Below are 23,918 nucleotides of genomic sequence, written 5' to 3'. Positions count from 1 at the left end.
TCTACACCGTCTAATTCGTCGGCAGCGTCAGATGTGTATAAGAGACAGACCCTCCCCACGGAGGCCGGGGCCTTGCTCCGCCGTGCCTTCGAGTTCGCCCTCCAGTGCTGCGTCCGCGGGCGCGGGCTGCGGCAGCCGGATGGCGAAGAACGGGAGGGTGAGACTGCACAGCGGTCCGACGAGCAGCGCGAACGCGAGCGTTCCGATGCCGACGTCGCCGCCGAGGAACCAGCCGATCACGAGGACCGTGACCTCGATGGCCGTGCGCACCGCCCAGATCGGCCACCCGGTGCGGGCGTTGAGGCCGGTCATGAGGCCGTCGCGGGGCCCCGGACCCAGCTTGGGGCCGATGTAGAGGCCGGTGGCGATCGCGAGGAGCGCGAGCCCCGCCGCGAAGAGCAGGACCTGCGCCCACAGCTTGGTCTGCTGCGGGATGAGCCACAGTCCGAGCTGCGCGCTCGGCCCGACGAGGAGCACGTTGAGCACCGTGCCGAGACCCGGCCGCTGCCGCAGCGGGATCCAGAAGGCCAGCACCAGCAGGCCGACGATGTTCGTCACGAGCCCGAACGGGATGCCGGTCTTGTACGAGACCCCCTGCGCCAGCACGTCCCAGGGTGAGACGCCGATGCTCGCACGGACCATCAGTGCGATGGCGATGCCGTACAGGAACAGACCGACCAGGAGCTGGCCGATGCGGCGGGTGAGGAGGAACCGGGACATGATGACAATCCAATCGCTCGATTGGCCTTACAACAAGATGCCAATTGCGATAAAGTGGCCTGCATGTCCGACGCGCACCTGACCGCCCGTTCGCTCGAGTCGCTCCTCGGCGACTGGCGATCGGGGGCGCCCGGGTACCAGTCGCTCGCGGATCGGGTGCGCCTGCTCGTGCTCGACGGCCGCATCCCGATCGGCACCCGGCTGCCGGCCGAACGCGACCTCGCCGGGCGCCTCGACCTCAGTCGCACCACGGTCAGCGCCGCCTACCGCCAGCTGCGCGAAGGCGGCTTCCTCGACAGCGTGCGCGGTTCGGGGAGCGTCGCGCGGCTTCCCGGCCCCGCGCTCGCCCTCCCTCTCGCGGGCGGTGAGGGGATGCTCGACTTCACCAAGGCCGCGCTGCCGGCGGCGGCCTCCCTCCCGGCGGCCGCGCGCGCAGCGGCGGAGGAGCTGCCGCACTTCCTTCCCGACTCGGGCTACGACCCGGTCGGGCTCCCGCACCTGCGCCAGGCGATCGCCGACCGGTACACCGAGCGCGGCCTGGCGACCTCGGCCGACCAGGTGCTCGTCACGGTCGGCGCGCAGCAGGCGATCGCGCTGATCGCCCGCACCTTCCTCTCCCGAGGAGACCGGGCGCTGGTGGAGATGCCCACCTACCCGCACGCGACGGAGGCGCTGAAGCTCGCCGGGGCCCGGCTCCTGCCGATCTCGGTCGCCCCACCGGAGGAGGGCCCGCACGCGCTCGATGCGGAGGGGATCGACGGCTGGGACGCCGATGCCGCCGAGCAGGCGATCAGGCGCGCGAGCCCGACCGTGGCCTATCTCATCCCGGACTTCCACAATCCGACCGGCGCCTCGATGTCCCCGGGGACCCGCGAGCGCCTCCTCGCGGCGGCCGCCGCGCACGGGACCATCGTGGTCGGCGACGAGACGACGGCCGACCTCGACATCGACCGGGTGGGCGAATACCTCCCGCTGCCGACCTACGCCCACCGGAGGGCGGGAGACGCCCCGGTGCTGCTGATCGGCTCGGCGAGCAAGAGCCTCTGGGGCGGCCTGCGGATCGGCTGGATCCGCGCCGAGCGGCCGCTCATCCAACGCCTGATCGCGGCGAAGCCGTCGACCGACCTGGGCACGCCGATGATCGAGCAGCTGGTCGTCGCGCGCATGCTCCCGCAGATGCGGGAGATCATGGAGGAGCGTCGTTCGCAGCTGGCGGCCGGGCGCGCGACCGTGCGGCGGCTCACGGCGGAGGCGTTCCCGGAGTGGCGGGTCCCGGCGCTGCACGGCGGCCTTGCGGCCTGGATCGGCATCGGCGCGCCGGTCAGCTCGGCGCTCGCGCTCGCCGCACGCAACCACGGCCTGCTCATCGCTGCCGGCCCACGCTTCGGGCTCGATGGAGCGTTCGAGCGGTTCCTGCGGGTGCCGATCACGTACAGCCAGGATGAGACCGAGCGGGCGTTCGCGGCCCTGCAACGGGCGTGGGCGGTGGCCTCTTCGGAGCCGGCCCCCTACTTCGAGGCGCCTGCGCTGCCCAACGTGGTGTGAGCATCCACGCCGGCCGAAGTGGTACCACGGCATGAGGAATCCGCCCAGCCTGCAATGAGATACTTTGGCAGCGCCGTCGCCGCCGCCTGCCCTGCACCCACATCCGCCGAGGGGATCCTCCGTGCACTATCTCGCTGTCCTCAGCATGAGGAACCGCGCCCTGATCGCGCTCGTCACGATCGTCGCCGCCGTGTTCGGCGGCATCGCACTCACCAACCTCAAGCAGGAGCTCGCCCCGTCGATCTCGTTCCCGCAGCTCGTGGTGCTGTCCTCGTATCCGGGGGCCTCTCCCGAGGTGGTCAACAACGACGTGAGCACCCCGGTGGAGGCGGCGATCCAGGGGGTGCCCGATCTGGAGTCGACCTCCGCGGTCAGCAGCACCAACCAGTCGATCATCACGGCGAAGTTCACGTACGGCACCGATCTCGCGACGGCGGAGCAGAAGATCGACCAGGCGATCAACCGGATCAAGTCGACCCTGCCCTCCGGTGTCGACCCGCAGGTGCTCTCGGGATCCATCGACGACCTTCCGGTCATCCAGCTGGCCGTCACCGGCGACACCGACCAGCGCACCCTCGGCGACGACATCACCAAGCTCGCCCTGCCCGACATCAAGAACGTGACGGGCGTCAACGACGCCCAGCTCGTGGGCGAGGTCGGCCAGCGCATCACGATCACGCCCGATCCGGCCAAGCTGGCGGCGGCCGGGGTCACCAGCTCGGCGATTAAGAACTCGCTGCAGCAGTACGGCGTGCTGCTGCCCGGCGGCTCACTCACCGAGAACGGCAAGACCCTGACGATCCAGTCCGGGTCGCAACTCACCTCGGTCGCCGACATCTCGTCGCTGCCGCTGGTCAAGGTGTCGTCGGCCTCCGCAGGCTCCGGCTCGGGCGGTGCCGGCTCGGCGACGGGGCAGCAGGGCGCTTCGGGTCAGCAGGGCGCTTCGGGTCAGCAGGGCGCTTCGGGCGCCGGCTCCACGGCCGCGCAGCAGGCGGCGGCGGCCCAGGCGGCCGCAGCCTCCACGCCGGTCACGATCGGCGACGTCGCCACCGTCGCCCAGACCGACGACCCGGTGACCTCGCTCTCGCGCGTCGACGGCAAGCCGGCCCTGACCATCGCCGTGACCAAGCTGCCCTCCGCGAACACGGTGGAAGTGTCGCACAGCGTCTCCGCGCTGATCCCCGACCTCGAGACCAAGCTCGGCAACGGGGCGAAGATCACCGTCGTCTTCGACCAGGCACCGTTCATCACCCAGTCGATCAACTCGCTGGCCGAGGAGGGCCTCCTCGGCCTCGCGATGGCCGTCATCGTGATCCTGGTGTTCCTGCTCTCGGTGCGCTCGACGCTGGTGACCGTGATCTCGATCCCGACCAGCGTGCTGATCACCTTCGTCGTGATGTGGGCGAGCGGCTACACGCTCAACATCATCACGCTCGGCGCCCTCACGATCGCGATCGGCCGCGTCGTCGACGACTCGATCGTGGTCATCGAGAACATCAAGCGGCAACTCGTGCCCGGCGTCGACAGAGCCGTCACCATCGTGCGCGCGGTGCGCGAGGTGGCCGGCGCGATCACCGCCTCCACCATCACCACGGTCGCCGTGTTCCTGCCTCTGGCGTTCGTGGGCGACGTCACGGGCGAGCTGTTCCGGCCGTTCGCGCTCACCGTGACCATCGCACTGCTGTCGTCGCTGCTCGTGGCGCTGACGATCGTCCCGGTGCTGGCCTACTGGTTCCTGCGTGCGCCGAAGGCGCGCAAGCACGAAGGCGGCGAGCACGACGACGAGGCGGCGCACCTGTCGGTCGCCGAAGCGATCGCGTCCGGCCACGACGAGCTCGAGCACCCGTCGCTGCTCCAGCGCGGCTACCTGCCGATCATCCACTGGACGCTCAGGCACTCCTGGCTGACGATCATCGCCGCCGCGATCGTGCTGGTGCTGACCTTCGCGGCGTTCCCCTTCCTCAAGACGAACTTCCTCGGCTCCAGCGGCCAGAACTCCCTGACCGTGACGCAGTCCCTCGACCCGGGCACAAGCCTCCAGGCTCAGGACGACGCCGCCAAGAAGGTCGAGCAGAAGCTGCTCGACACGAAGGGCGTCACGACGGTCCAGGTCTCGATCGGCTCCAGCGGCTCGTCGCTGCGCGACGCCTTCACAGGCGGCGGCGGAGCGACCACCTTCTCGATCACGACCGATCCGAACGCCGACCAGGAGAAACTCCAGTCGACCATCCAGAGCGAACTGGACGGGATCAGCGACGCCGGCAGCATCCAGGTGTCGGCCTCGAGCGGTTTCGGCGGCTCCACCGACATCCAGGTGGACATCACCGCGACCAGCAACGCCGACCTCCAGAAGGCCACCGACTCGGTCGTCGCCGAACTGAAGAAGCAGAAGTCCCTCAGCCAGGTCACCGACAACCTGAGCGCGTCGCTGCCCTACGTGTCGGTGACCGTCGACCGCACGAAGGCGGCGCAGGTCGGCCTGAGCGAGGTCGCAGTGGGCACGATCGTGTCGCAGACGATGCAGCCGACACAGATCGGAACCGTGGCGATCGACAACTCGACGCTGAAGATCTACCTCCAGACCGAGAACCCGCCGACGACCGTCGCCGGACTCTCCGACCTGCCGATCCCGACCGCGACGGGCGTGGTGCCGCTGAACTCGATCGCGACGGTCGCGGAGGCGAAGGGTCCCGCCACCGTCACGACCCAGCGCGGCCTGCGCACCTCCACCGTGACAGCGACGCCGGGCGACAACCTCACCACGGCCAACCAGGAGGTCAGCGCGGCGCTGAAGGCGGCCGACCTGCCCGCGGGGGCGACCGCGAAGATCGGCGGTGTCTCGTCGAGCCAGTCGAGCGCGTTCGGTCAGCTGGGTCTCGCTCTGCTGGCGGCCATCCTGATCGTCTACATCGTGATGGTGGCGACCTTCCGCTCGCTGCGGCAGCCGCTGCTGCTGCTCGTGTCGGTGCCGTTTGCGGCGACCGGCGCGATCCTCCTGCAGCTCGCATCCGGTATCCCGCTCGGAGTGGCGTCGCTGATCGGCGTGCTCATGCTGATCGGCATCGTCGTGACCAACGCGATCGTGCTCATCGACCTGGTCAACCAGTATCGGGCGAGAGGCCTCTCGGTGGCCGACGCGGTGACGCACGGCGCCTCCCGCCGTCTGCGGCCGATCCTGATGACCGCCCTGGCGACGATCGCGGCGCTCACGCCCATGGCGATCGGCCTCACCGGTCACGGCGGCTTCATCTCGCAGCCGCTCGCGATCGTGGTGATCGGCGGCCTGCTGTCGTCGACGGTGCTCACGCTCGTCGTGCTGCCGACGCTGTACAACCTGGTGGAGGGCGCCCGCGAGCGCCGGATGGCGCGCCGGGCGGCCAAGCACGGCGAGGGGGGGACCGGGGGCGCCGGCGGCGCGGGCGGTCCCGACGGCTCCGGCCCGGAGGTGCCCGGCTCCGACGGCCCCGGCGCCGCCGAGCAGGGTTCCGAGGGTGCTCCCAAGCCTCCGGTGTTCACCACGCCGGCGGGCGGGCAGCAGCTCTGACCCGGCGTCGAGGGGCGCCCGAACGCTCTCATCCTGCGCGGATGAGGGCGTTTACGCGCCCCTCGTCCGGCACGGGCCGCTCGGATGTCCGGGATGCCAGACGCGGGATGCGCAGCGCGTCGGGCGGGCATCCGGGAGCGTTGCTAGCGTCCTGGATATGAGCTTGACCACCGGTGCCCTGCCCGTCGACCCGCTGTGGCCCCGGGCCGGGTCGTGGCCGGCGCTCGCGGACCTCCCGCGCGGCACGGCCGTCGACCTGACGCTGCTCGGCCTGCCGACGTGGCGCACCTCCCTGTCGCCGACGGGAGCGCACGCCACGCCGGCGGCGGTGCGCGAGGCGCTCCGCCGTTACTCGCAGCACGTGCCGGGGCTGGCCGTGGAGTCGCTGCGTTTCGCCGACGCCGGCGACGTCTCGGAGCCGGACGGTGCCGACGGCGAGCACCGCGCGACCGCGGCGATGCGGGAGGCCGCGGAGCGTTCGCGGCTGACCGTCGCCGTGGGCGGCGACAACGCGCTGACCGTGCCGGCGGCGCTCGGTGCGTGGGCCGACGCCCTCCCCACGGCCGGGCTCATCACCCTCGACGCGCACCACGACCTCCGCGACGGCGCCTCGAACGGCTCGCCGGTGCGCCGCCTGGTGGAGGCCGGGCTCGACGGCCACCGTGTCGTGCAGATCGGCATCGCCGACTTCGCGAATTCGGCCGCGTACTCAGAACGCGCCGCGGACCTCGGGATCACCGTGGTCCGTCGCGACGCGCTCCACGGCCGGCCGCTCGACGACGTGATGGCCGAGGCGTTGGCGATCGCGGGCGCGGCGGGCGGGCCGGTGCACGTCGACCTCGACGTGGACGTCTGCGACCGGTCGGTCGCGCCGGGCTGCCCGGCATCCGTCCCCGGCGGGCTGGCAGCGTGGGAGTTGCGCCGCTTCGCCCGCCTGGCCGGCGCCTCCCCGATAGTGAGGTCCATCGACATCGCGGAGGTCGACGCCACCGCGGACACCGACGACCAGCGCACCGTGCGCCTCGCCGCCCTCCTCGTCCTGGAGGCGGCCGCCGGCCTCGCCTCCCGCTGACGCGCCGCGAGGCGGCGCATTGTCGGCCGCTCCGGCGGTTTGCGGCGGATTTCGCGCCGCTTCTTCGCGCTCGGCCGGCTCAGGCGACCCGGGTGCGCGCGACGAGGGGGACGCCGGGGCGGTAGGCGAGGTGCACGTACGAGGGGGCTGCGAGCACCGCGTAGTCCGCCCGGGCGCCGGGGCGCAGGTGTCCGACGTCGTCGCGGCGCAGCGCCTCCGCACCGCCGAGGGTCGCCGCTCGCAGCGCCTCCGCGACGGTCATGCCCATGTCGCGCACCGCGACGGCGACGCAGAACGGCAGGGACGACGTGAACGACGAGCCCGGATTGCAGTCGCTCGCCAGCGCCACGCGCACGCCCGCGTCGATGAGGCGCTGGGCGTCGGGGTAGGGGTGGCGCGTCGAGAACTCGACACCGGGCAGGAGGGTCGCCACGGTGCCCGACTCCGCCAGCAGCGCGACGTCGTCGTCGGTCAGGTAGGTTCCGTGATCGACGCTCGCGGCGTCGAGCTCGACCGCGAGCGCCACGCCCCCGCCGGGGCCGAGCTGGCTGGCGTGCACGCGCACCCCGAGCCCGCGATCGGCTCCGGCGGTCAGGATGCGCCGAGACTCCTCCACGGTGAAGGCTCCGGTCTCGCAGAACACGTCGATCCATCGCGAGTGCGGTGCGCACGCATCCAGCATGGGCCCGGTGACGAGGTCGACGTACGCGTCGCGGTCGTCGGCGTATTCGGGAGGCACGACATGCGCTCCCAGGAATGTGGTCTCCGAGGTGACCTCCCGGGCCACGCGCAGGATGCGCTCCTCGTCGCGAACCGTCAGGCCGTAGCCGCTCTTGATCTCGAACGTCGTGGTGCCCTGGGCGCGGAGCTCGGTGACCAGCCGCCCCAGCCGGGCACGGAGTTCGGCGTCGGTGGCGTCGCGTGTCGCCGCGACCGTGCTCCGTATGCCGCCGGCGGAATACGGCCGTCCCGCCATCCGCGCCTCGAACTCCGCGGCGCGGTCGCCACCGAACACGAGGTGCGTGTGACTGTCGACGAAGCCCGGGATGACCGCCGCTCCGGCGGCCTCCACGATCTCGTCCGCGTCCGAGCGCGGCGCCGCGGATGCGGGGCCTGTCCAGGCGACCCGGCCGTCCACCTCGAGCAGCGCGGCGTCGCGGACGATGCCGAGCGGCCCCTCGTGCACGGGGTCGAAGGTGACGAGCTCGCCGATCCCCGTCAGCAGCGTCGCGTGCGACATCAGCCGGCGGCCTCGGTCGAGGCGGCCTCCTGCATGGGGATGCGGAGCCCACGTTCGCGTGCGACGTCGGCCGCGTGCTCGTAGCCGGCATCGACGTGCCGCATCACGCCGGTGCCGGGGTCGTTGGTGAGGACGCGTTCGATCTTCTCGGCCGCGAGCGGCGTGCCGTCTGCGACGACGACCTGGCCGGCATGGATGCTGCGGCCGATGCCGACGCCGCCGCCGTGGTGCAGGGACACCCAGGTGGCTCCGGAGGCGGTGTTGAGCAGGGCGTTGAGCAGCGGCCAGTCCGCGATCGCGTCCGACCCGTCCTTCATCGCCTCCGTCTCGCGGTAGGGGGAGGCGACCGAGCCGGAGTCGAGGTGGTCGCGCCCGATCACGATCGGGGCCGAAAGCTCGCCGGAGGCGACCATCTCGTTGAACTTCAGTCCGGCGAGGTGGCGCTCCTTGTAGCCGAGCCAGCAGATGCGGGCGGGGAGGCCCTCGAAGTGCACCTTCTCGCCGGCCTGGGTGATCCAGCGGCGCAGCTTGTGGTCGTCGGGGAACAGCTCCAAGATGGCGCGGTCGGTCGCGGCGATGTCGGCCGGGTCGCCCGAAAGTGCCGCCCACCGGAACGGGCCACGGCCCTCCTCGAACTGCGGCCGGATGTAGGCGGGCACGAAACCGGGGAACGCGAACGCGCGGTCGTAGCCGCCGAGCTGCGCCTCCGTGCGGATCGAGTTGCCGTAGTCGAACACCTCGGCGCCGGCGTCGAGGAACCCGACCATGGCCTCCACCTGCTTCGCCATCGACAGCCGCGCCGCGATCGTGAACGCCTCCGGATCGGCGGCTGCCCGGTCGTGCCACTCCTCGACGGTGACGCCCTCGGGGAGGTAGCTCAGCGGGTCGTGGGCGCTGGTCTGGTCGGTGACGATGTCGATCGGCACGCCGCGGCGCAGCAGTTCGGGGAAGACGGTGGCGGCGTTGCCGACCAAGCCGACCGACAGCGCCCTGCGCTCCGATTTCGCCGCGGTCACCCGGGCGATCGCGTCGTCGATGTCGTCGGCGAGCTCGTCGAGGTAGCCGTGGTCGACACGGCGTCGGAGGCGACTGCGGTCGACGTCGACGATCAGCACCGCCCCGCCGTTGAGCGTGACGGCCAGCGGTTGCGCACCGCCCATCCCGCCGCACCCGCCGGTCAGCGTCAGCGTGCCGGCCAGGGACCCTCCGAATCGCTTGTCGGCGATCGCCGCGAAGGTCTCGTAGGTGCCCTGCAGGATGCCCTGCGAGCCGATGTAGATCCACGAGCCGGCGGTCATCTGCCCGTACATCGTCAGCCCGAGGGCCTCCAGCCGGCGGAACTCCGGCCACGTCGCCCAGTCGCCGACGAGATTCGAGTTGGCGATCAGCACCCGCGGTGCCCATTCGTGGGTGCGGAACACGCCCACCGGCTTGCCCGACTGCACCAGTAGCGTCTCGTCGGCCTCCAGGTCGCGGAGCGTGGCGACGATCGCGTCGAACGCCTCCCAGCTGCGCGCGGCGCGGCCCGTGCCGCCGTAGACGACCAGGTCGTCGGGCCGCTCGGCGACTTCGGGGTCGAGGTTGTTCATCAGCATGCGCAACGGCGCCTCGGTCTGCCAGCTCTTCGCGCTGAGCTCGGCGCCGCGCGGTGCCCGCACCGGTCGTGATCCCTGCATGGTGTGGTCCTTTCGGTAGCCGCCGAGTACGCGGATTCTCTGCGTATTCGGCGGTTTTCGGCTAAATGTCCGCGACTCGGCGGTCGGTAGACGGGGTTAGTGGAGGTCGGTGATGGTGGTGGCGACGGAGAGAGCGGTGCCGGAGGCGACGAAGGCGACGGCGGCCTCGATCTCGGGCGAGAGATGGCGGTCGGATCCGGGCCCGGGCACGGTCTCCCGCAGCGCCGCGGTCACGGCGGCCGTGGCCGGACCCTGCCGCAGCGGGGCGCGCAGCTCTGCGCCCCGCGCGGCGGTCATCAGCTCGATCGCCAGCACGCGGCCCAGCCCGTCGATGGCGCGGCGCAGCTTGCGCGCGGCGGCCCAGCCCATGGACACGTGGTCCTCCTGCATCGCAGACGAGGGGATGCTGTCGGCCGAGGCCGGGGCGGCGAGCCGCTTCAGCTCCGACACGATCCCCGCAGCGGTGTACTGCGCGATCATCAGTCCGGAGTCCACACCGACCTCGTGGGCGAGGAACGGGGGGAGGCCCTGGTTGCGCGCTTTGTCGAGGAACCGATCGGTACGGCGCTCCGACATGCTGGCGACATCCGCGACGACGATCGCGAGGAAGTCGAGCACGTAGGCGACGGGAGCGCCGTGGAAGTTGCCGTTCGACTCGACGCGGCCGTCGGGCGTGAGCACCGGGTTGTCGATGGCCGAGGCGAGTTCGCGCTCCGCCACGGCGGTCGCGTGGGCGACCGTGTCGCGCGCGCCGCCGTGCACCTGCGGCGCGCAGCGCAGCGAGTAGGCGTCCTGTACGCGCGTGCACTCCGGGCCTTTGTGGCTCGCGACGAGCGGCGAATCCGCGAGCAGGGCACGGAGGTTGGCGGCCGACACCGCTTGGCCGGCCTGCGGACGCAGCTGCTGGAGATCGGCGGCGAAGACCGCGTCGGTGCCGAGCAGGGCCTCCACGCTCATCGCCGCGGTGATGTCGGCCGTGGTCAGCAGGGTGCCGAGGTCGGTCAGGGCGAGAGCCAGCATCCCGAGCATGCCGTCGGTGCCGTTGATGAGGGCGAGGCCTTCCTTCTCGGCCAGGACGACCGGCTCGATGCCCGCCTCCGCGAGCGCGTCGGCCGCCTCCATCAGGTGTCCGTCGACGCGCACCTGTCCTTCGCCCATGGCGGCCAGTGCGCAGTGGGCGAGCGGGGCGAGGTCGCCCGAGCAGCCGAGCGACCCGTACTCGCGCACGATCGGTGTGATGCCCGCGTTGAGCAGGGCGGCGTAGGTCTCGACGGTGCGTCGCTGCGCGCCGGTGCGGCCGGTCATGAGGGTCGCCAGGCGCAGCAGCATCAGAGAGCGCACGACCTCGCGCTCCACCTCCGGGCCGGACCCGGCCGCGTGCGAGCGCACCAGGGAGGCCTGCAGCTGCGCCCGGCGCTCGGGCGCGATGAAGGTGGTCGCGAGCGCGCCGAACCCGGTGGAGATCCCGTAGTGCGGCTCGACGTCGTCGGCGAGCGCTTCGATGATCGCCCGGGAGGCCTCGACCGCGGTGAGCGCGGCGGCGTCCAGCTGCACGGGGGCGTCGTGGCGTGCCACGGCGACGACCTCGGCGATGGTGAGCGGACGCGCGCCGACGGTGACCGTCGCGGTGTCGGACTCGGACGGTCGGGTGGTTGCGGGGGTGGAACCGGTGGTGAGGGCGGACATGCTCCGATGATGCGCCGAGGAGCCACCTCCGCGCCTCGGGATTAGACTGTTCGCTGTCCGGGATACCAGACACGCGCGCGAACGGTAGGCACCTGTGCACGCACCGAGCACCCGCCGATGGAGGAGCCGATGAGCAAGGTCCCCGCCGCGGATCACACTCTGCGGATCCTCGCGTTCCTGGCGACCCAGCGCGGGCCGGTGCCTGCGGCGGCCATCGCGGCCTCCCTCGGCCTGCCGCGCTCGACGGTCTACCACCTGCTCACCGTGCTGACCGAGCACGGATTCGTGCTGCACTTCCCGGAGGCCCGCCGCTACGGACTGGGGGTGGCCGCCTACGAACTGTCGAGCGGCTTCTCCCGCCAGCAGCCGCTGAGCCGGCTCGGGCGCCCGATCGTCGCCGCCCTGGTCGACGCGATCGGCGAGTCGGGACACGTGGCCGTGCTGCACGGCCGCGACGTCGTCTACATCGTGGAGGAGCGGGCCCGGCGCCGGCCGCGGCTGGTCACCGACGTCGGTGTGCGGCTGCCCGCACACCTGACGGCGAGCGGCCGAGCCCTGCTCGCCTCCCTGCCGCCGGGCCAGCTGCGGGCGCTGTACCCCGACGTGGGCGCCTTCGAGGATCGCACGGGCGCCGGGCCGCACTCGTACGCGGAACTCCGCCGCCTCGTCGTGGAGGCGAGGGAACGCGGCTACGCGACCGAGGACGGCGATGTCACCCCCGGGTTCGCGTCCGTCGCGGTGTCGGTGCGCGACCACGCCGGCTGGCCGGCGGCCGGCATCGCGGTCACCTTCCCGCGCGACAACGTGCCTGCCGCCGAGTGGGACGCGCTCGCCGCCCGGGTGCGCGAGGCCGCCGCCGAGCTGTCCCGCCGGATCCGCGGCAGCTGACGCCTGCCGACCGATCGAGGGGCGCGCAAACGCCCTTATCGGACCGTTTTCGGGGCGTCTGCGCGCCCCTCGGCAACCCCTCGCGCCGCTACTCGAGCGTGAGCGTCGTCGTGTGCGTCGCGCCGTCGCGGATGTACTCGACCCTCACCTCGTCACCGGCCGAGTTGGTCACCTGGATCGCGGTGAGCACGTCGATGTTCGTCGCCGCGTGCCCGTTCACCGAGGTGATCACGTCGCCGACCCGCAGACCGGCCTCCTGCGCGGGGCCGCCGGAGACGATGGACTGCACGAAGAGTCCGTCGGTGACGCCGAACTTGGCGGCGGCGGCCGGAGGGATCGGCACGACGGTCAGGCCCGCCTCGGGGTGCGCGACCCTGCCGTGCGCGATCAGCTCGTCCGCGATCGGCAGCGCGAGCGATTCCGGCACGGCGAAGCCGATGCCGACGCTGCCGGTACTGCTCTGGCCGGCCGAGCCGGGAACGGTCGCGATCGCGGTGTTGATCCCGACCAGCCGGCCGCTGCAGTCCACGAGCGCGCCTCCCGAGTTGCCCGGGTTGATGGACGCGTCGGTCTGGATGGCACCGGCGAGCACCGCATTGCGGTCGTCGTCGCTCGGCACGGGGACGGTGCGGCCGAGAGCGCTGACGATGCCGGCGGTCACCGTGCTCGAGAGCCCGAGCGGAGCCCCGAGAGCGACGACCGGCTGACCGACGGCCAGCGACCCGGAGTCGCCGGTGGCGATGACGGGGAGCGGCTCGTCGTCCGACACGGTGATCACGGCGAGGTCGGTCTTGGGGTCCCGTCCGGTGAGTTTCGCCGGCAGCTCGTGCCCGTCGCTGAACCGCACCGTGAGCCGGGCTCCCGAAGCGGCGTCGGCGACGACGTGGTTGTTGGTCAGGATGTGGCCGTCGTCGGTGATGATCTCGCCGCTTCCGTTGCTGGTGCCCCGCTGGCCGACGACCGCGATCGTCACCACGCTCGGCAGCACCTGGTCGGCCACCCGGGCGGCATCGCACGAACCGCTGCGGCCGGCCGAGAGCGCGGCGACGGCGAACCCTCCCGCGACCATCCCACCCCCGATGAGCACGAGCGCCGAGCCCACGACGAGCAGTGCGACGGTCCAGGAGCGGAGGGTGGTCTTGGTGGGGGTCACAGGCGGCCTCTTCTCGACGGTGGCGCCAGGCTAGCGGTAGCGTCGCGGGCGCGCCAGGACCGTCCGCGCCATCGCCGCGGGCGTCTGGAGGGGCGCTACCCTTCGTCCATGGTGAGATTCCTGATCCGTGCGGCCATCTTCGTCGTCACCGCTGCGCTCGGCCTGCTGGTCGCGTCGTGGCTCCTCCCCGGATTCCATCTGGACTGGGAGGGCCTCCTCATCGCCGTGGTGGTCTTCGCCGCGGCTCAGAGCATCCTTGCCCCTTTCATCTTCAATCTCGCCCGCAAGTACGCCTCGGCCGTCCTCGGCGGAATCGGCCTGGTCTCGACGTTGATCGCCCTGATCATCGCGTCGCTGTTCCCCGGCGGCATCCGAGTGGACGACTTCGTGACCTGGGTGCTCGCAGCGCTGGTGGTGTGGGTCGTCACGGCGCTGGGAGGCTGGCTGCTGCCGTTGATCTTCCTGAAGAAGAAGGTGGCCGGCCGGGACGCGGGCGCCCGGGGCTGAGCCCGATTCAGGCGGCGCGCAGCGTCTTCGCGTAGCAGACCGAGTGCGGGTCGCCGACGTACTCGCCGAAGTTCGGGATGCGCTCGTAGCCGCGGCTCTCGTACAGGGCGATGGCTGCGTGCTGCAGAGGGCCGGTCTCCAACCGCAGGAGCGGGATGCCGGCCACGGCCGCCTGAGCCTCCACTGCGCGCAGCAGACCGGCGGCGAGACCGCGGCCCCGCGCCTCCGGGCGCACGAACATCCGCTTGAGCTCGGCGGTGCCGTCCGCTTTGTCGACCAGTGCCGCCATGCCCAGCGCGGCGCCGACCTCGTCGCGACCGACGAACACGGTGACCTCGGCGCGGTCGAGCTCGGACGCGTCGAGCAGGTAGCAGCTCTCAGCGGGGTAGAGCGCGAGCGTGAACTCATTGCTCAGCTGCAGCAGCTCGGCCACGCCGTCGGCGCGGGCGGACTCGACGGACACGCTCGTGATCATGCGGTCGATCGTAGCGATGGCGTGTGTCGGGAAGGTTTCCGACCGATCACTCGGTCGGACGGCCCCCGCGCTCCGACCCGCGGGATTGCTGCCGGCTGATCCCGCGCGCCACCCACTCCAAGCGGCGCAGCGCCTCGCGGTTGCGCACCCAGAGGATCGGATCCGCGATCGGCTTCGGGATCCGCGTGGCCACGCCTGTGATCGCCTCCTCCTCCATGCGCACCACGCAGCCGCTCCGGCGCGGCTGGACGTCGATGACGACGCGTTGGGTGCCGACCGGCCGGGTCTTCGCCTCGAGCTGGAAGCGCCGAGGCGGGTCCCAGACCTCGATCGTCGTCTCGTCGTTCAGCACCAGCGGCCAGATGCCGATCGAGTGGTGCAGCCGCGACCCGGGCTCGGGGAAGTGGCCGTCCGCCGCGCGAAGGCGTGACGCTCCCACCACCCAGGTCGGGAAGACCCACGGGTCCGCCAGCGCGGCGAAGACCTCCTCCGGGGTGCAGGCGAACCGGCGCACGTTGACCGACATCAGGCGATCTCCTCTTCGACGGGTGCGCCGGGGGCGGAGACCCCGGGCGCGAGCGACGGCATGCGCGTGACGCCGAATTCGTGATGCAGCGCGCTGCGGGCCGCGTAATAGCCGGCCAGCCCGTGGACCCCCGGCCCGGGGGCCGCGGACGACGACGCGAGGTAGAGGCCGCGCCCCGGCATCCGCCACGGGTCGCTCGACAGCGTCGGCCGGATCACGAGCTGCGACAGATCCGGCATGCCCGACGAGATGTCGCCGCCGATGTAGCTCGGGTTGTAGTTCTCCATCTGGTGGGCGGTCTTGGTGGCCGTGGCGAGGATGAGATCGCGGAAACCGGGCGCGAACCGCTCGATCTGGGCGATGACCGACTCACTGCGGTCGGAGGTCGACCCCCGCGGCACGTGCGTGTACGCCCAGAGCACGTGCTTGCCGGAAGGGGCGCGCGTCGTGTCGAACAGGGTGGGTTGCGTGACCAGCACGTACGGGTCGTCGCTCTCGCGTCCCGCTGCGACGATGCGCTCCGAACGGGCGATCGCCGCGCGCTCGCCGCCGAGGTGGACGGTCGCGGTCTCGAGCAGCTCGGGATTGCGCCAGGGAACCGGGCCGGACAGCGCGAAGTCGATCTTGAAGACCCCGTTGCCGTTGCGGAAACGTGCGATCCTGCGCAGGTAGTCGGCAGGGAGGCGGTCCTCGCCGAGCCGGGCGGCGATCGCTGCGTGCGTGTCGAACAGCACGGCGCGGGCGTCCGGGAGCTCGCCGAGCGATTCGATCTCGGCGCCCGTGACGACCTCCCCGCCGTGCGCGCGGAGGTCGGCGACCAGGGCATCGGCGATCGACTGCGAGCCGCCGACCGGGATGGGCCAGCCGCGTGCGTGCGCGTACGTCGCCAGCGCGAGCCCCGCCGCGGCGCCGGCGAGGTTCGGCAACGGAAGCGTGGTGTGCGCGATCACGCCGGTCAGCAGAGCGCCGGGCTTCTCGGTGCGGAACGGCAGATTCCACCACGGACCGCCCTGCGAGAGCGCGGTCAGGCCGAAACGGGCGGCGACGAGCGGGTGCCGCGGCACCCGGATGAGGCTCGAGCCGGTGAACTCGGCGACCGCGTCGGCATCGCGGGCGAGCGGCCCGAGGAGCGCGCGCCACGCCGGGCCGTCCGGCCCCAGCGCTTCGGCGGTGCGCTCGATGTCGCGGTAGGCGACCGCGACCTCCCCGCCCGGCAGCGGGTGGCCGTACGACGCGGACGGTGTGATGAAGGGAACCCGGTCGGCCAGCCCGAACCGCCGGAAGAAGCCGGACGCGAACGCGAGCGGGTGCACAGCCGAGCAGATGTCGTGGCGGAACCCGGGCAGGGTGACCTCCTCGGTGCGCATCCCGCCGCCGACCGTCGCGTTGCGTTCGTAGACGTGGACGCTCAGGCCCGCTCGGGCCAGCGTCACGGCGGCGGCCAGGCCGTTCGGCCCGGAGCCGATGACGATCGCGTCGAGGGAGGTCATGCCTCCTGTATACCCCGCTCCTCGCGGCCCGGCAGGGGTGTGCGCGATCGGGAGTGTCTTCCCAGGCTTCTTCCTGTATCGTTGATCGGTCGGCTCTTGACACCGCGCAGTTCGACGCGGATGGGTTTGTCAGTCAGGTGGGCCGGTTCCGCAGCCATTCGGCGAGCGGATTCATCACGATGTGAACGGCCCCGGGCGATGTCTGCAGGGGATTCTCCGGTGCGCTTCAGCGTGCCGCCGCGCATTTCGCACGAGCAACCCAGGAAGAACACGCATGCCCCCGTACAAGAAGACCGATCGACGATCCTCGCAGCCCCACGACGGCGCCTCCCACGGCGCCCCCAGAGGCGCGGGCAGCCGCAGCCCCAAGCACCGCGGATACCGCGACGAGGCGCCCGCATCGGGCAAGAAGGCCCGGTGGAGCGCCGAGGACCGCGCCGCCCGCGGCCGTGACACCTTCGGCACCCGCGACTCCGCACGTGGCGGCTCGGAGCGCAGCGGATCCGCCGGCCGTGGCGGCCGGCCCAACTGGGAACCGCGCGGCAAGGACGCACGTCGCACCGAGCGCGAGTGGGACAACCGTTCGGGCGCTCGCCGCGACGACGACCGTCCGCGTCGCGACTACGACGACCGTCCGCGCCGTTCGTTCGATGACCGGGCGGAGCGTCCGCGTCGTGACTTCGACCGTGACGACCGTCCGCGTCGCCAGTTCGATCGTGACGACCGTCCGCGTCGTCAGTTCGATGACCGGGCGGAGCGTCCGCGTCGTGACGTCGACCGTGACGACCGTCCGCGTCGTCAGTTCGATCGTGACGACCGTCCGCGCCGTCAGTTCGATGACCGGGCGGAGCGTCCGCGTCGTGACTTCGACCGTGACGACCGTCCGCGCCGCCAGTTCGATCGTGACGACCGTCCCCGCCGTTCGTTCGACGACCGGGCCGAGCGTCCGCGTCGCGACTCGTCCTTCTACCCGTCGCGCGACGACAAGCCCGCGTTCAGCGCGCAGGACGACGTCGTGCTCGAGCGCCTCCAGGCCGACGCCATCCAGGCGTCCGACGTGGAGGGCGTGACCTTCGCCGACCTCGGGCTCGGCGGCAACATCGTGCGTGCCCTCGCTGAGCTCGGCGCCGAGACGCCGTTCCCGATCCAGGCCGCCACCACCCCCGACGTGCTCGCGGGCAAGGACGTCCTCGGCCGGGGACGCACCGGCTCGGGCAAGACGATCGCCTTCGGCGCCCCCCTCGTCGAGCGGCTGATGCAGCTGTGGGCCGAGCAGGGCAAGTCGGGCGGCAAGCGCCAGCTGGGCCGCGCCCCCCGTGCGCTGATCCTTGCGCCGACCCGCGAGCTCGCCCTCCAGATCGACCGCACCGTCCAGCCGATCGCCCGCAGCGTCGGCCTGTTCACCACGCAGATCTACGGCGGCGTCCCGCAGGGCCGCCAGGTCGGCGCCTTGCAGCGCGGCGTCGACATCGTGATCGGCACCCCCGGCCGCATCGAAGACCTGGTGGAGCAGGGTCGCCTCGACCTCAGCCAGGTCGTCGTCAGCGTCCTCGACGAGGCCGACCACATGTGCGACCTCGGCTTCCTGGAGCCGGTGCAGCGCATCCTCCGCGAGACCGGGGAGGGCGGCCAGAAGCTGCTGTTCTCGGCGACCCTCGACACCGGTGTGGCCCAGCTCGTCGACGAGTTCCTCGTCGACCCGGCCGTGCACGAGGTGGCGGGCGAGGACCAGGCGTCCTCGACCATCGACCACCGCGTGCTCGTCATCGAGCACCGCGACAAGCCGGCCATCATCGAGCAGCTCGCCGACCGCGACGGCAAGACGCTGATCTTCGCCCGCACTCGTGCATTCGCCGAGATGCTCGCCGACCAGCTCGACGACGCGGGCATCCCCGCGGTCAGCCTCCACGGCGACCTCAACCAGTCGCGCCGCACGCGCAACCTGGCCCAGCTCACCAGCGGCCGCGTGAACGTGCTGGTCGCGACCGACGTCGCCGCCCGCGGCATCCACGTGGACGACATCGATCTGGTGATCCAGGCCGACGCGCCGGACGAGTACAAGACGTATCTGCACCGCTCGGGCCGCACCGGCCGCGCCGGCAAGCAGGGCACGGTCGTGACGCTCATCCCGCGCCAGCGTCAGCGTCGCATGAGCGACCTGCTGCAGCGTGCCGAGATCGAGGCGGACTTCGTCCCCGCGATCCCGGGCGACCAGCTCATCACCGACCTCGCCCTGGCGGCGGCGGCCGACGAGGCGCGCGAGGCCTGATCGATCCAGAGGCCCCCGTACGGCAGCTCCGGCTGCCGCACGGGGGCTTTTGCCTGCGTCGAGGCGGCTGAGAGCGCGCCGCCCGGGCGGGTGCGGGCGCAGTTCGCGCCGTCTCGTCGCCAGTCGGCCTCGTCGCCAGTCCGCCTCGTCGCCAGTCCGCCTCGTCGCTAGTCCGCCTCGTCGCTAGTCAGCCTCGTCGACGAGTTCGTCGAGGGTGTGCCGGGCGAGGGAGGACATCCGCGGGTTGTCGTCGGAGGACATCGCGAGCGCGCTCGCCATCGTCACCGCCCAGCCGCGGGCCCTCCGCCAGGTCGCGGCGTCGGGTGGCGCCGGCAGTGCCCGGCGGAAGCGCTCCCGCGCCTCGCCGTCGAACGTCAGCCACGCCGTCGCCAGGTCGGTGGCCGGGTCGCCCGAGGTCACGTCGCCGAAGTCGAGCACGGCGGCGAGGCCGCCGGCCGGCGTGAGCAGCAGGTTGCCGGGGTGGAGGTCGCCGTGCAGCAGCAGCGGCGGCCCCTCCCATTCGGGCGCGGCCAGCGCCTGACGCCAGGCCTGTTCGAGCGCGGCGACCTCCATGCGCCCGGACAGCGACCGCAGCCGCGTGCGCACGGCGTCCGCCCGAGTCGCCAGCGGAACGCCGCGCACCGGGTTGCGCGGGGCGTCAGGGTCGGGCACGGCGAGTTCGCCGACGAACGCGGCCAGCGGCTCGGCCAGGCCGGCGCGCGCGTCCGCGCCGACCGAAGCGCCGTCGATCCCGTCGATCCATTCGACGATGCTCCACGGGAACGGGAACGCGTCCGAGGGAACGCCGACCCGAACCGGCACCGGTACCCGCGTGTGCACGCGGGCGGCGATTCCCGGCAGCATCTGCTGCTCGTGCTCGATCAGGTGAGCTGCGACCTCCCGCCGCGGGATGCGCACGGCGTGGGTGTCGCCCAGCCGGTAGAGCTGGTTGTCCCAGCCGTCGGACACGAGCCGCAGCGGCGCGGCGAGGTCGGGATGCTGCGCCGCGACCAGCGCGGCGACGAGCGCGGCGTCGGTGGGGATGTCGGCGGCGGGGGTCAACGGCACCGCACGACCCTAACGCACGCCGCCGCGCATCACCCACTGGGCCCGGCGCCACTTCCGACCCGTTCCGGCCACGATCACACGGCAAGGCGCAGGGAACTCGCGTGACGAGGTCGAAACGCGCAGAAAAGCTGCGCCCTCGGGCGAAAAGGTGAGGCGGAGCGTGTGTCAGCATGGATCCGGAGGCCCCATGACTACCGATTCCGCTCGCATGCACAGCGTCACCACCGAGACCAGCGAGCTGGTCGACCTCGTGCTCGACTATTCGCGCCGGCGCATCCTCGCCACGGACACCCCGCTCGACAAGCCGTTGCCGGAGTCGGAGCTCCGCCGGCTCGCCGGGCGCACCGTGTCGGAGGACGGGATGGGCGCCGAGCGTGCCCTGGCGGTCTTCGAGCACGTGCTGGCGCCGGCCTGTATCACCACCGACCACCCGCGCTACCTCTCGTTCATCCCCACGGCCCCCACCAAGGCCGCGACCGCGTTCGACCTGGTGGTCTCGGCCAGCGCCGTCTACGGCGGGTCGTGGCTCGAGGGCTCGGGGGCCGTCTACGCCGAGAATCAGGTGCTGGCCTGGCTGGCCTCCGAGTTCGGGCTGCCCCCGGAGGCCGGTGGCGTCTTCGTGCAGGGCGGCACGCTCGGAAACCTCTCCGCCCTCGTCGCGGCACGCGACAGCGCCCGTGCCGAGCGCGGCAACCCTCCGGGGAGCTGGATCATCGTCTGCAGTGCGGAGGCGCACTCGTCGGTCGCCTCGGCCGCCCGTGTGATGGATGTGGAGGTCGTCACGGTCTCGCCCGGCGAGTCCGGTGTGCTCACGGGCGACGCCGTGCGCCCGGCCCTCGAAGAGCACGGCGACGCGGTGTTCGCCGTCGTCGCGACCGCCGGCTCCACCAACTTCGGAATCGTCGACGACATCGCGTCGATCGCGGCGCTCAAGGACGAATTCGGCTTCTGGCTGCACGTCGACGGCGCGTACGGCCTGGCCGGGATGCTGTCACCGCTGGCGCGTCCGCGATTCTCCGGCGTGGAGCGCGCGGACTCGCTCATCGTCGATCCGCACAAGTGGCTCTTCGCCCCCTTCGACGCTTGCGCTCTGCTCTACCGCGACCCCGAGGCGGGCCGTCGTGCGCACACGCAGCACGCCGAGTACCTCGACACGCTCACCGAGAACGCCGAGTGGAGCCCATCGGATTATGCGGCGCACCTCACCCGACGCGCCCGCGGCCTCCCGTTCTGGTTCTCGCTGGCCTCCCACGGCGCGGCCGCCTATCGCGATGCCGTCACGGCGTCCCTGCAGCTGGCTCGACGCATCGCCGACGAGATCGACCGGCGCGAGGGATTCCACCTCGTCCGCCGGCCGCAGCTCTCGGTCGTCGTGTTCGAGCGGGAGGGCTGGACGAAGGAGGACTACGCGCTGTGGTCCGCGCGCCTCCTCGACGACCAGCGCGCGTTCGTGACGCCGAGCTCGCACGCCGGCCGCCCGAACACGCGGTTCGCCGTGCTCAACCCGCTGACGACGTTCGAGGATCTCGTCGACATCCTCGACACGATGGAGGACTGAGCCCCGCCGGATCAGGGCACGACGAAGGCCCCCGCCGGTCGGCAGGGGCCTTCGCCGTGATGAGGGGGTCAGGCGATGTCGTCGCTTTCGCCGACCCGTCGGGTGACACGCTCGCCGTTCACCGGGTCGACCGCGGTGCGCGTGGTCGCGACGGTGCGGCGACGGCGGGTCATCAGGACGATCCCGAGGATGATGCCGACGGCGCCGGCGATCATCAGGATGTATCCGACGAGATGGAGGTCGATCCAGCTGACCTGCACGTTGAGGGCGAACGCCAGGATCGCTCCGATCACGAACAGGACGATTCCGGTGCCCAGACTCATGGAACCGCCTCCTTATACCCGTCGGCTGCCCGTGAGCAGCCGCACCAGCCAGACGATCACGGCGAGGACCAGCAGGATGATGCCGACCCACAGGAGGAAGTTCAGGGACTGCACGAAGCCGCCGGTGAGCAGCAGGATGATCGCGATGATTGCGATGATGATGAGCAGGATGTTCATGGGAGGGGTTGTCCTTTCCTTGACGTAGTCCACCGAACAACTGCTTCGGTTATCGAACAATCCCCTTGACGTCAGGGGCTTTCGGGCCTATTCGCGTGTCGTTCCGCGCTGATCCGGTCGACCGTCTCCCTCATCTTCGTCAGGAAACGCGTCACGGTCTGGGCGTCTTCCTCGCTCAGCTCCGCCGCCTGCGCGGCGATCTCCTCCTGGGCCGCCATCATGGGCCCGGTGTCGCCGAACGCCGCTCGGGTCGGCACGAGGTCGACCGACCGCCGGTCGGCGTCGTTGGTCCGCCGTTCGACGAGGCCGGCCTGGACGAGCCGGTCGATCAGCGCCGTCGTGGAGGCGCTCGAGACGCCGACGTAGGCGCTCACGTCCTTGGCCGCCGTGCGGCGGCCTCCCGCCGCGTTGTCGATGATGAGGCGGAGGGCGAGGAAGTCGTTCTCGCCGATGCCCATGGCGGCTCCGGTGCGCCTGCGCATCGCCGTCTCAGCCGCTCGATAGACCTGGAGGGCTTCGAGCACGCCGTGGTCCGGCGGCGGCACATCCGCGGGCGGCGCTTCCGGTCGTTCCCTCACTCCTCTCAGTCATCTCCGTGTCGCCGCCGATTTCAACGGGCAGTTCGATGACTTTCGGCGGATTCACGGCATCGCCCGACGCGCGTATGCTCGCGAGGTGCTACCCGACACCGTCCTGCTGGACCGCTATGAGCTTCGCGACCGCCTCGGTCGCGGTGGCATGGCGACCGTCTATCGCGCCTACGATCGCGAGCTGGAACGCTCCGTCGCGATCAAGGTGTTCGCGCCGGGCGAGGCGGGTGACGACGCACGTCGCCGCGGCGAGGCGACCGCCCTGGCGCGGTTGTCGCATCCGAACCTGGTGAGCCTCCACGACGCCCACCTCTCGGCGGACGACGAGGCGGGCCCGAGCTGTCTGGTGATGGAACTCGTCGACGGGGAGGATCTCGGAACCCGGCTGGACCGCGGTCCGCTGCCCGGAGCCGAGGTCGCCGCGATCGCCGCGGGCATCGCCGAAGCGCTGGTCGTGGTGCACGCCGCCGGCATCGTTCACCGCGACCTGAAGCCCGCGAACATCCTCCTCGCCGACTCGGAGGTGCCGGGCGCGCTGCCGCACGCGAAACTGGCCGACTTCGGCATCGCCCACCTCGTCGGCAGCGAACGGCTGACCACGGCGGGAACGATCATCGGCACCGCCGGCTACCTGAGCCCGGAACAGGCGTACGGGAGCGAGCCGGGCCCGCCGGCCGACATCTACTCCTTGGGGCTGGTCGTGCTCGAGTCGCTGACCGGCGTGCGGGAGTACCCGGGCACCCCGGTGGAGGCCGTGACCGCCCGCGTGGCGCGCGACCCCCGCATCCCGGCGTCGCTTCCCGACGATTGGCGCGGGTTGATCGGGGCGATGACGTCCCGCGATCCTCGGATCCGCCCCACCGCGCTCGAGGTCGCGGTCATGGCGCGCGAGCTGGCGCCGCAGCTCGCCGGCTGGGAGGCGCCGGAAGGCGTCGCGCAGCCGTCGGGACCGGGATGGGACGGTCCGACCGTGGCGATGACGCCGCTCTCTCTGCCTCCAGCGATGGCGACGCCGTCGGCGCCGCCCTCAGCGCCGCCGCGCCGCTCCGAGCGGCGCACCGCCCGCCGTCGGCGCGCGACGGATGTGGTGCTCCTCTCCTCGGGCGCGACCGCGATCGTCGCGCTCGCGCTGAGCTTCGGCACCGTCTTGGCCCCGGCCTCCTCCGAGCCGAAGACGGAACCGGCTCCTCGGCCCACGCCCACGGTGACGGCTCCTCCGCAGACGGTCCGGCCGGCGCAGACCACCCAACCGGCGCAGACCACCCAACCGGCGCAGCAGGTGCAGTCACCCGAGCCCCCACCGGCGCCCGCACAGCAGGTTCAGCCGCAGCCCGCGCCGCAGACGGGAGGCGCTCCGAACCAGGGGCCGGGGAACGGCAAGGGCAACGGCAAAGGCAAGGGCAACCGCTGA

The 23,918-nt window shown here is 71.9% G+C and carries 20 protein-coding genes; 8 read left to right on the top strand and 12 right to left on the bottom strand.

All coding sequences use genetic code 11. The features are described 5' to 3' along the window. Positions 1-27: 27 nt before the first annotated feature. Positions 28-720 (bottom strand): YitT family protein, encoded by a 693-nt coding sequence (locus Q0Q23_RS13365; protein ID WP_295124644.1) that lies wholly within the window; start codon positions 718-720, stop codon positions 28-30. 63 nt (positions 721-783) lie between these two features. Between Q0Q23_RS13365 and Q0Q23_RS13360 the strand changes: the two genes are divergently transcribed. From Q0Q23_RS13360 to Q0Q23_RS13350, 3 genes are all read left to right on the top strand, one after another. Then, a complete protein-coding gene (locus tag Q0Q23_RS13360; RefSeq protein ID WP_295124641.1) occupies positions 784-2,265 on the top strand; it encodes a PLP-dependent aminotransferase family protein in 1,482 nt (493 codons plus the stop codon). A 121-nt stretch (positions 2,266-2,386) separates the two neighbouring features. After that, a complete protein-coding gene (locus Q0Q23_RS13355) occupies positions 2,387-5,809 on the top strand; it encodes an efflux RND transporter permease subunit (protein ID WP_295124638.1) in 3,423 nt (1,140 codons plus the stop codon). 157 nt (positions 5,810-5,966) lie between these two features. Continuing rightward, entirely contained in the window at positions 5,967-6,881 is a 915-nt protein-coding gene (locus Q0Q23_RS13350) for an arginase family protein (protein WP_295124634.1), read from the top strand. Positions 6,882-6,960: 79 nt separating this feature from the next. On the opposite strand, the gene hutI is transcribed toward Q0Q23_RS13350, so the two are convergent. The 3 genes from hutI to hutH all read right to left on the bottom strand — a co-directional run bounded on the left by hutI (position 6,961) and on the right by hutH (position 11,483). After that, positions 6,961-8,121 (bottom strand): imidazolonepropionase, encoded by a 1,161-nt coding sequence (gene hutI / locus Q0Q23_RS13345; RefSeq protein WP_295124631.1) that lies wholly within the window; start codon positions 8,119-8,121, stop codon positions 6,961-6,963. Beyond that, positions 8,121-9,797, bottom strand: a complete 1,677-nt coding sequence (gene hutU / locus Q0Q23_RS13340) for a urocanate hydratase (RefSeq protein ID WP_295124627.1) — start codon at positions 9,795-9,797, stop codon at positions 8,121-8,123. Before hutU ends, hutI begins: the two co-directional genes overlap by 1 nt. Before the next feature lie 96 nt (positions 9,798-9,893). Beyond that, the gene (gene hutH / locus Q0Q23_RS13335) at positions 9,894-11,483 is read right to left on the bottom strand and encodes a histidine ammonia-lyase (protein ID WP_295124624.1); all 1,590 of its coding nucleotides are present in this window, start codon (positions 11,481-11,483) and stop codon (positions 9,894-9,896) included. 129 nt (positions 11,484-11,612) lie between these two features. Here hutH and Q0Q23_RS13330 point away from each other — a divergent pair, with 129 nt between their 5' ends. After that, on the top strand, positions 11,613-12,371 hold the full coding sequence (locus tag Q0Q23_RS13330; RefSeq protein WP_295124621.1) for an IclR family transcriptional regulator: 759 nt from the start codon (positions 11,613-11,615) through the stop codon (positions 12,369-12,371). A gap of 88 nt (positions 12,372-12,459) precedes the next feature. Here Q0Q23_RS13330 and Q0Q23_RS13325 read toward each other — a convergent pair whose 3' ends face one another. Continuing rightward, positions 12,460-13,524, bottom strand: a complete 1,065-nt coding sequence (locus Q0Q23_RS13325) for a S1C family serine protease (protein ID WP_295124618.1) — start codon at positions 13,522-13,524, stop codon at positions 12,460-12,462. 108 nt (positions 13,525-13,632) lie between these two features. On the opposite strand from Q0Q23_RS13325, the gene Q0Q23_RS13320 reads away from it, so the two are divergent. After that, positions 13,633-14,031 (top strand): phage holin family protein, encoded by a 399-nt coding sequence (locus Q0Q23_RS13320; RefSeq protein ID WP_295124615.1) that lies wholly within the window; start codon positions 13,633-13,635, stop codon positions 14,029-14,031. A 7-nt stretch (positions 14,032-14,038) separates the two neighbouring features. Here the strand turns inward: Q0Q23_RS13320 and Q0Q23_RS13315 are convergent, their stop codons facing one another. From Q0Q23_RS13315 to Q0Q23_RS13305, 3 genes are read right to left on the bottom strand one after another with little or no spacing between them, the layout of a single operon-like run. Then, positions 14,039-14,506 (bottom strand): GNAT family N-acetyltransferase, encoded by a 468-nt coding sequence (locus Q0Q23_RS13315; protein WP_295124612.1) that lies wholly within the window; start codon positions 14,504-14,506, stop codon positions 14,039-14,041. 46 nt (positions 14,507-14,552) lie between these two features. Next, positions 14,553-15,032 (bottom strand): SRPBCC domain-containing protein, encoded by a 480-nt coding sequence (locus Q0Q23_RS13310; RefSeq protein ID WP_295124609.1) that lies wholly within the window; start codon positions 15,030-15,032, stop codon positions 14,553-14,555. After that, on the bottom strand, positions 15,032-16,522 hold the full coding sequence (locus tag Q0Q23_RS13305; RefSeq protein WP_295124606.1) for an NAD(P)/FAD-dependent oxidoreductase: 1,491 nt from the start codon (positions 16,520-16,522) through the stop codon (positions 15,032-15,034). The genes Q0Q23_RS13310 and Q0Q23_RS13305 overlap by 1 nt, the downstream gene beginning before the upstream one ends. Before the next feature lie 274 nt (positions 16,523-16,796). On the opposite strand from Q0Q23_RS13305, the gene Q0Q23_RS13300 reads away from it, so the two are divergent. After that, the gene (locus Q0Q23_RS13300) at positions 16,797-18,791 is read left to right on the top strand and encodes a DEAD/DEAH box helicase (RefSeq protein WP_295124603.1); all 1,995 of its coding nucleotides are present in this window, start codon (positions 16,797-16,799) and stop codon (positions 18,789-18,791) included. 183 nt (positions 18,792-18,974) lie between these two features. Here Q0Q23_RS13300 and Q0Q23_RS13295 read toward each other — a convergent pair whose 3' ends face one another. Further along, complete coding sequence (locus Q0Q23_RS13295; RefSeq protein WP_295124600.1) at positions 18,975-19,859, bottom strand: aminoglycoside phosphotransferase family protein; 885 nt, start codon at positions 19,857-19,859, stop codon at positions 18,975-18,977. 187 nt (positions 19,860-20,046) lie between these two features. On the opposite strand from Q0Q23_RS13295, the gene Q0Q23_RS13290 reads away from it, so the two are divergent. After that, a complete protein-coding gene (locus Q0Q23_RS13290) occupies positions 20,047-21,417 on the top strand; it encodes an aminotransferase class V-fold PLP-dependent enzyme (RefSeq protein WP_295124597.1) in 1,371 nt (456 codons plus the stop codon). A 68-nt stretch (positions 21,418-21,485) separates the two neighbouring features. Here the strand turns inward: Q0Q23_RS13290 and Q0Q23_RS13285 are convergent, their stop codons facing one another. The 3 genes from Q0Q23_RS13285 to Q0Q23_RS13275 form a co-directional block, all read right to left on the bottom strand. Then, positions 21,486-21,740, bottom strand: coding sequence for a DUF6458 family protein (locus Q0Q23_RS13285; RefSeq protein WP_295124594.1), 255 nt, complete (start codon positions 21,738-21,740; stop codon positions 21,486-21,488). Positions 21,741-21,752: 12 nt separating this feature from the next. Then, positions 21,753-21,917, bottom strand: coding sequence for a hypothetical protein (locus Q0Q23_RS13280; RefSeq protein WP_167552371.1), 165 nt, complete (start codon positions 21,915-21,917; stop codon positions 21,753-21,755). 71 nt (positions 21,918-21,988) lie between these two features. Beyond that, positions 21,989-22,495, bottom strand: a complete 507-nt coding sequence (locus Q0Q23_RS13275) for a MarR family winged helix-turn-helix transcriptional regulator (protein WP_295124586.1) — start codon at positions 22,493-22,495, stop codon at positions 21,989-21,991. A gap of 97 nt (positions 22,496-22,592) precedes the next feature. On the opposite strand from Q0Q23_RS13275, the gene Q0Q23_RS13270 reads away from it, so the two are divergent. Next, complete coding sequence (locus Q0Q23_RS13270) at positions 22,593-23,918, top strand: serine/threonine-protein kinase (RefSeq protein WP_295124582.1); 1,326 nt, start codon at positions 22,593-22,595, stop codon at positions 23,916-23,918.

Source organism: uncultured Leifsonia sp., from assembly GCF_945957465.1.
Lineage (GTDB): Bacteria > Actinomycetota > Actinomycetes > Actinomycetales > Microbacteriaceae > Leifsonia.
Note: the sequence above shows the minus strand (reverse complement) of the source record. Positions and strands in the feature narration are given on the sequence as shown.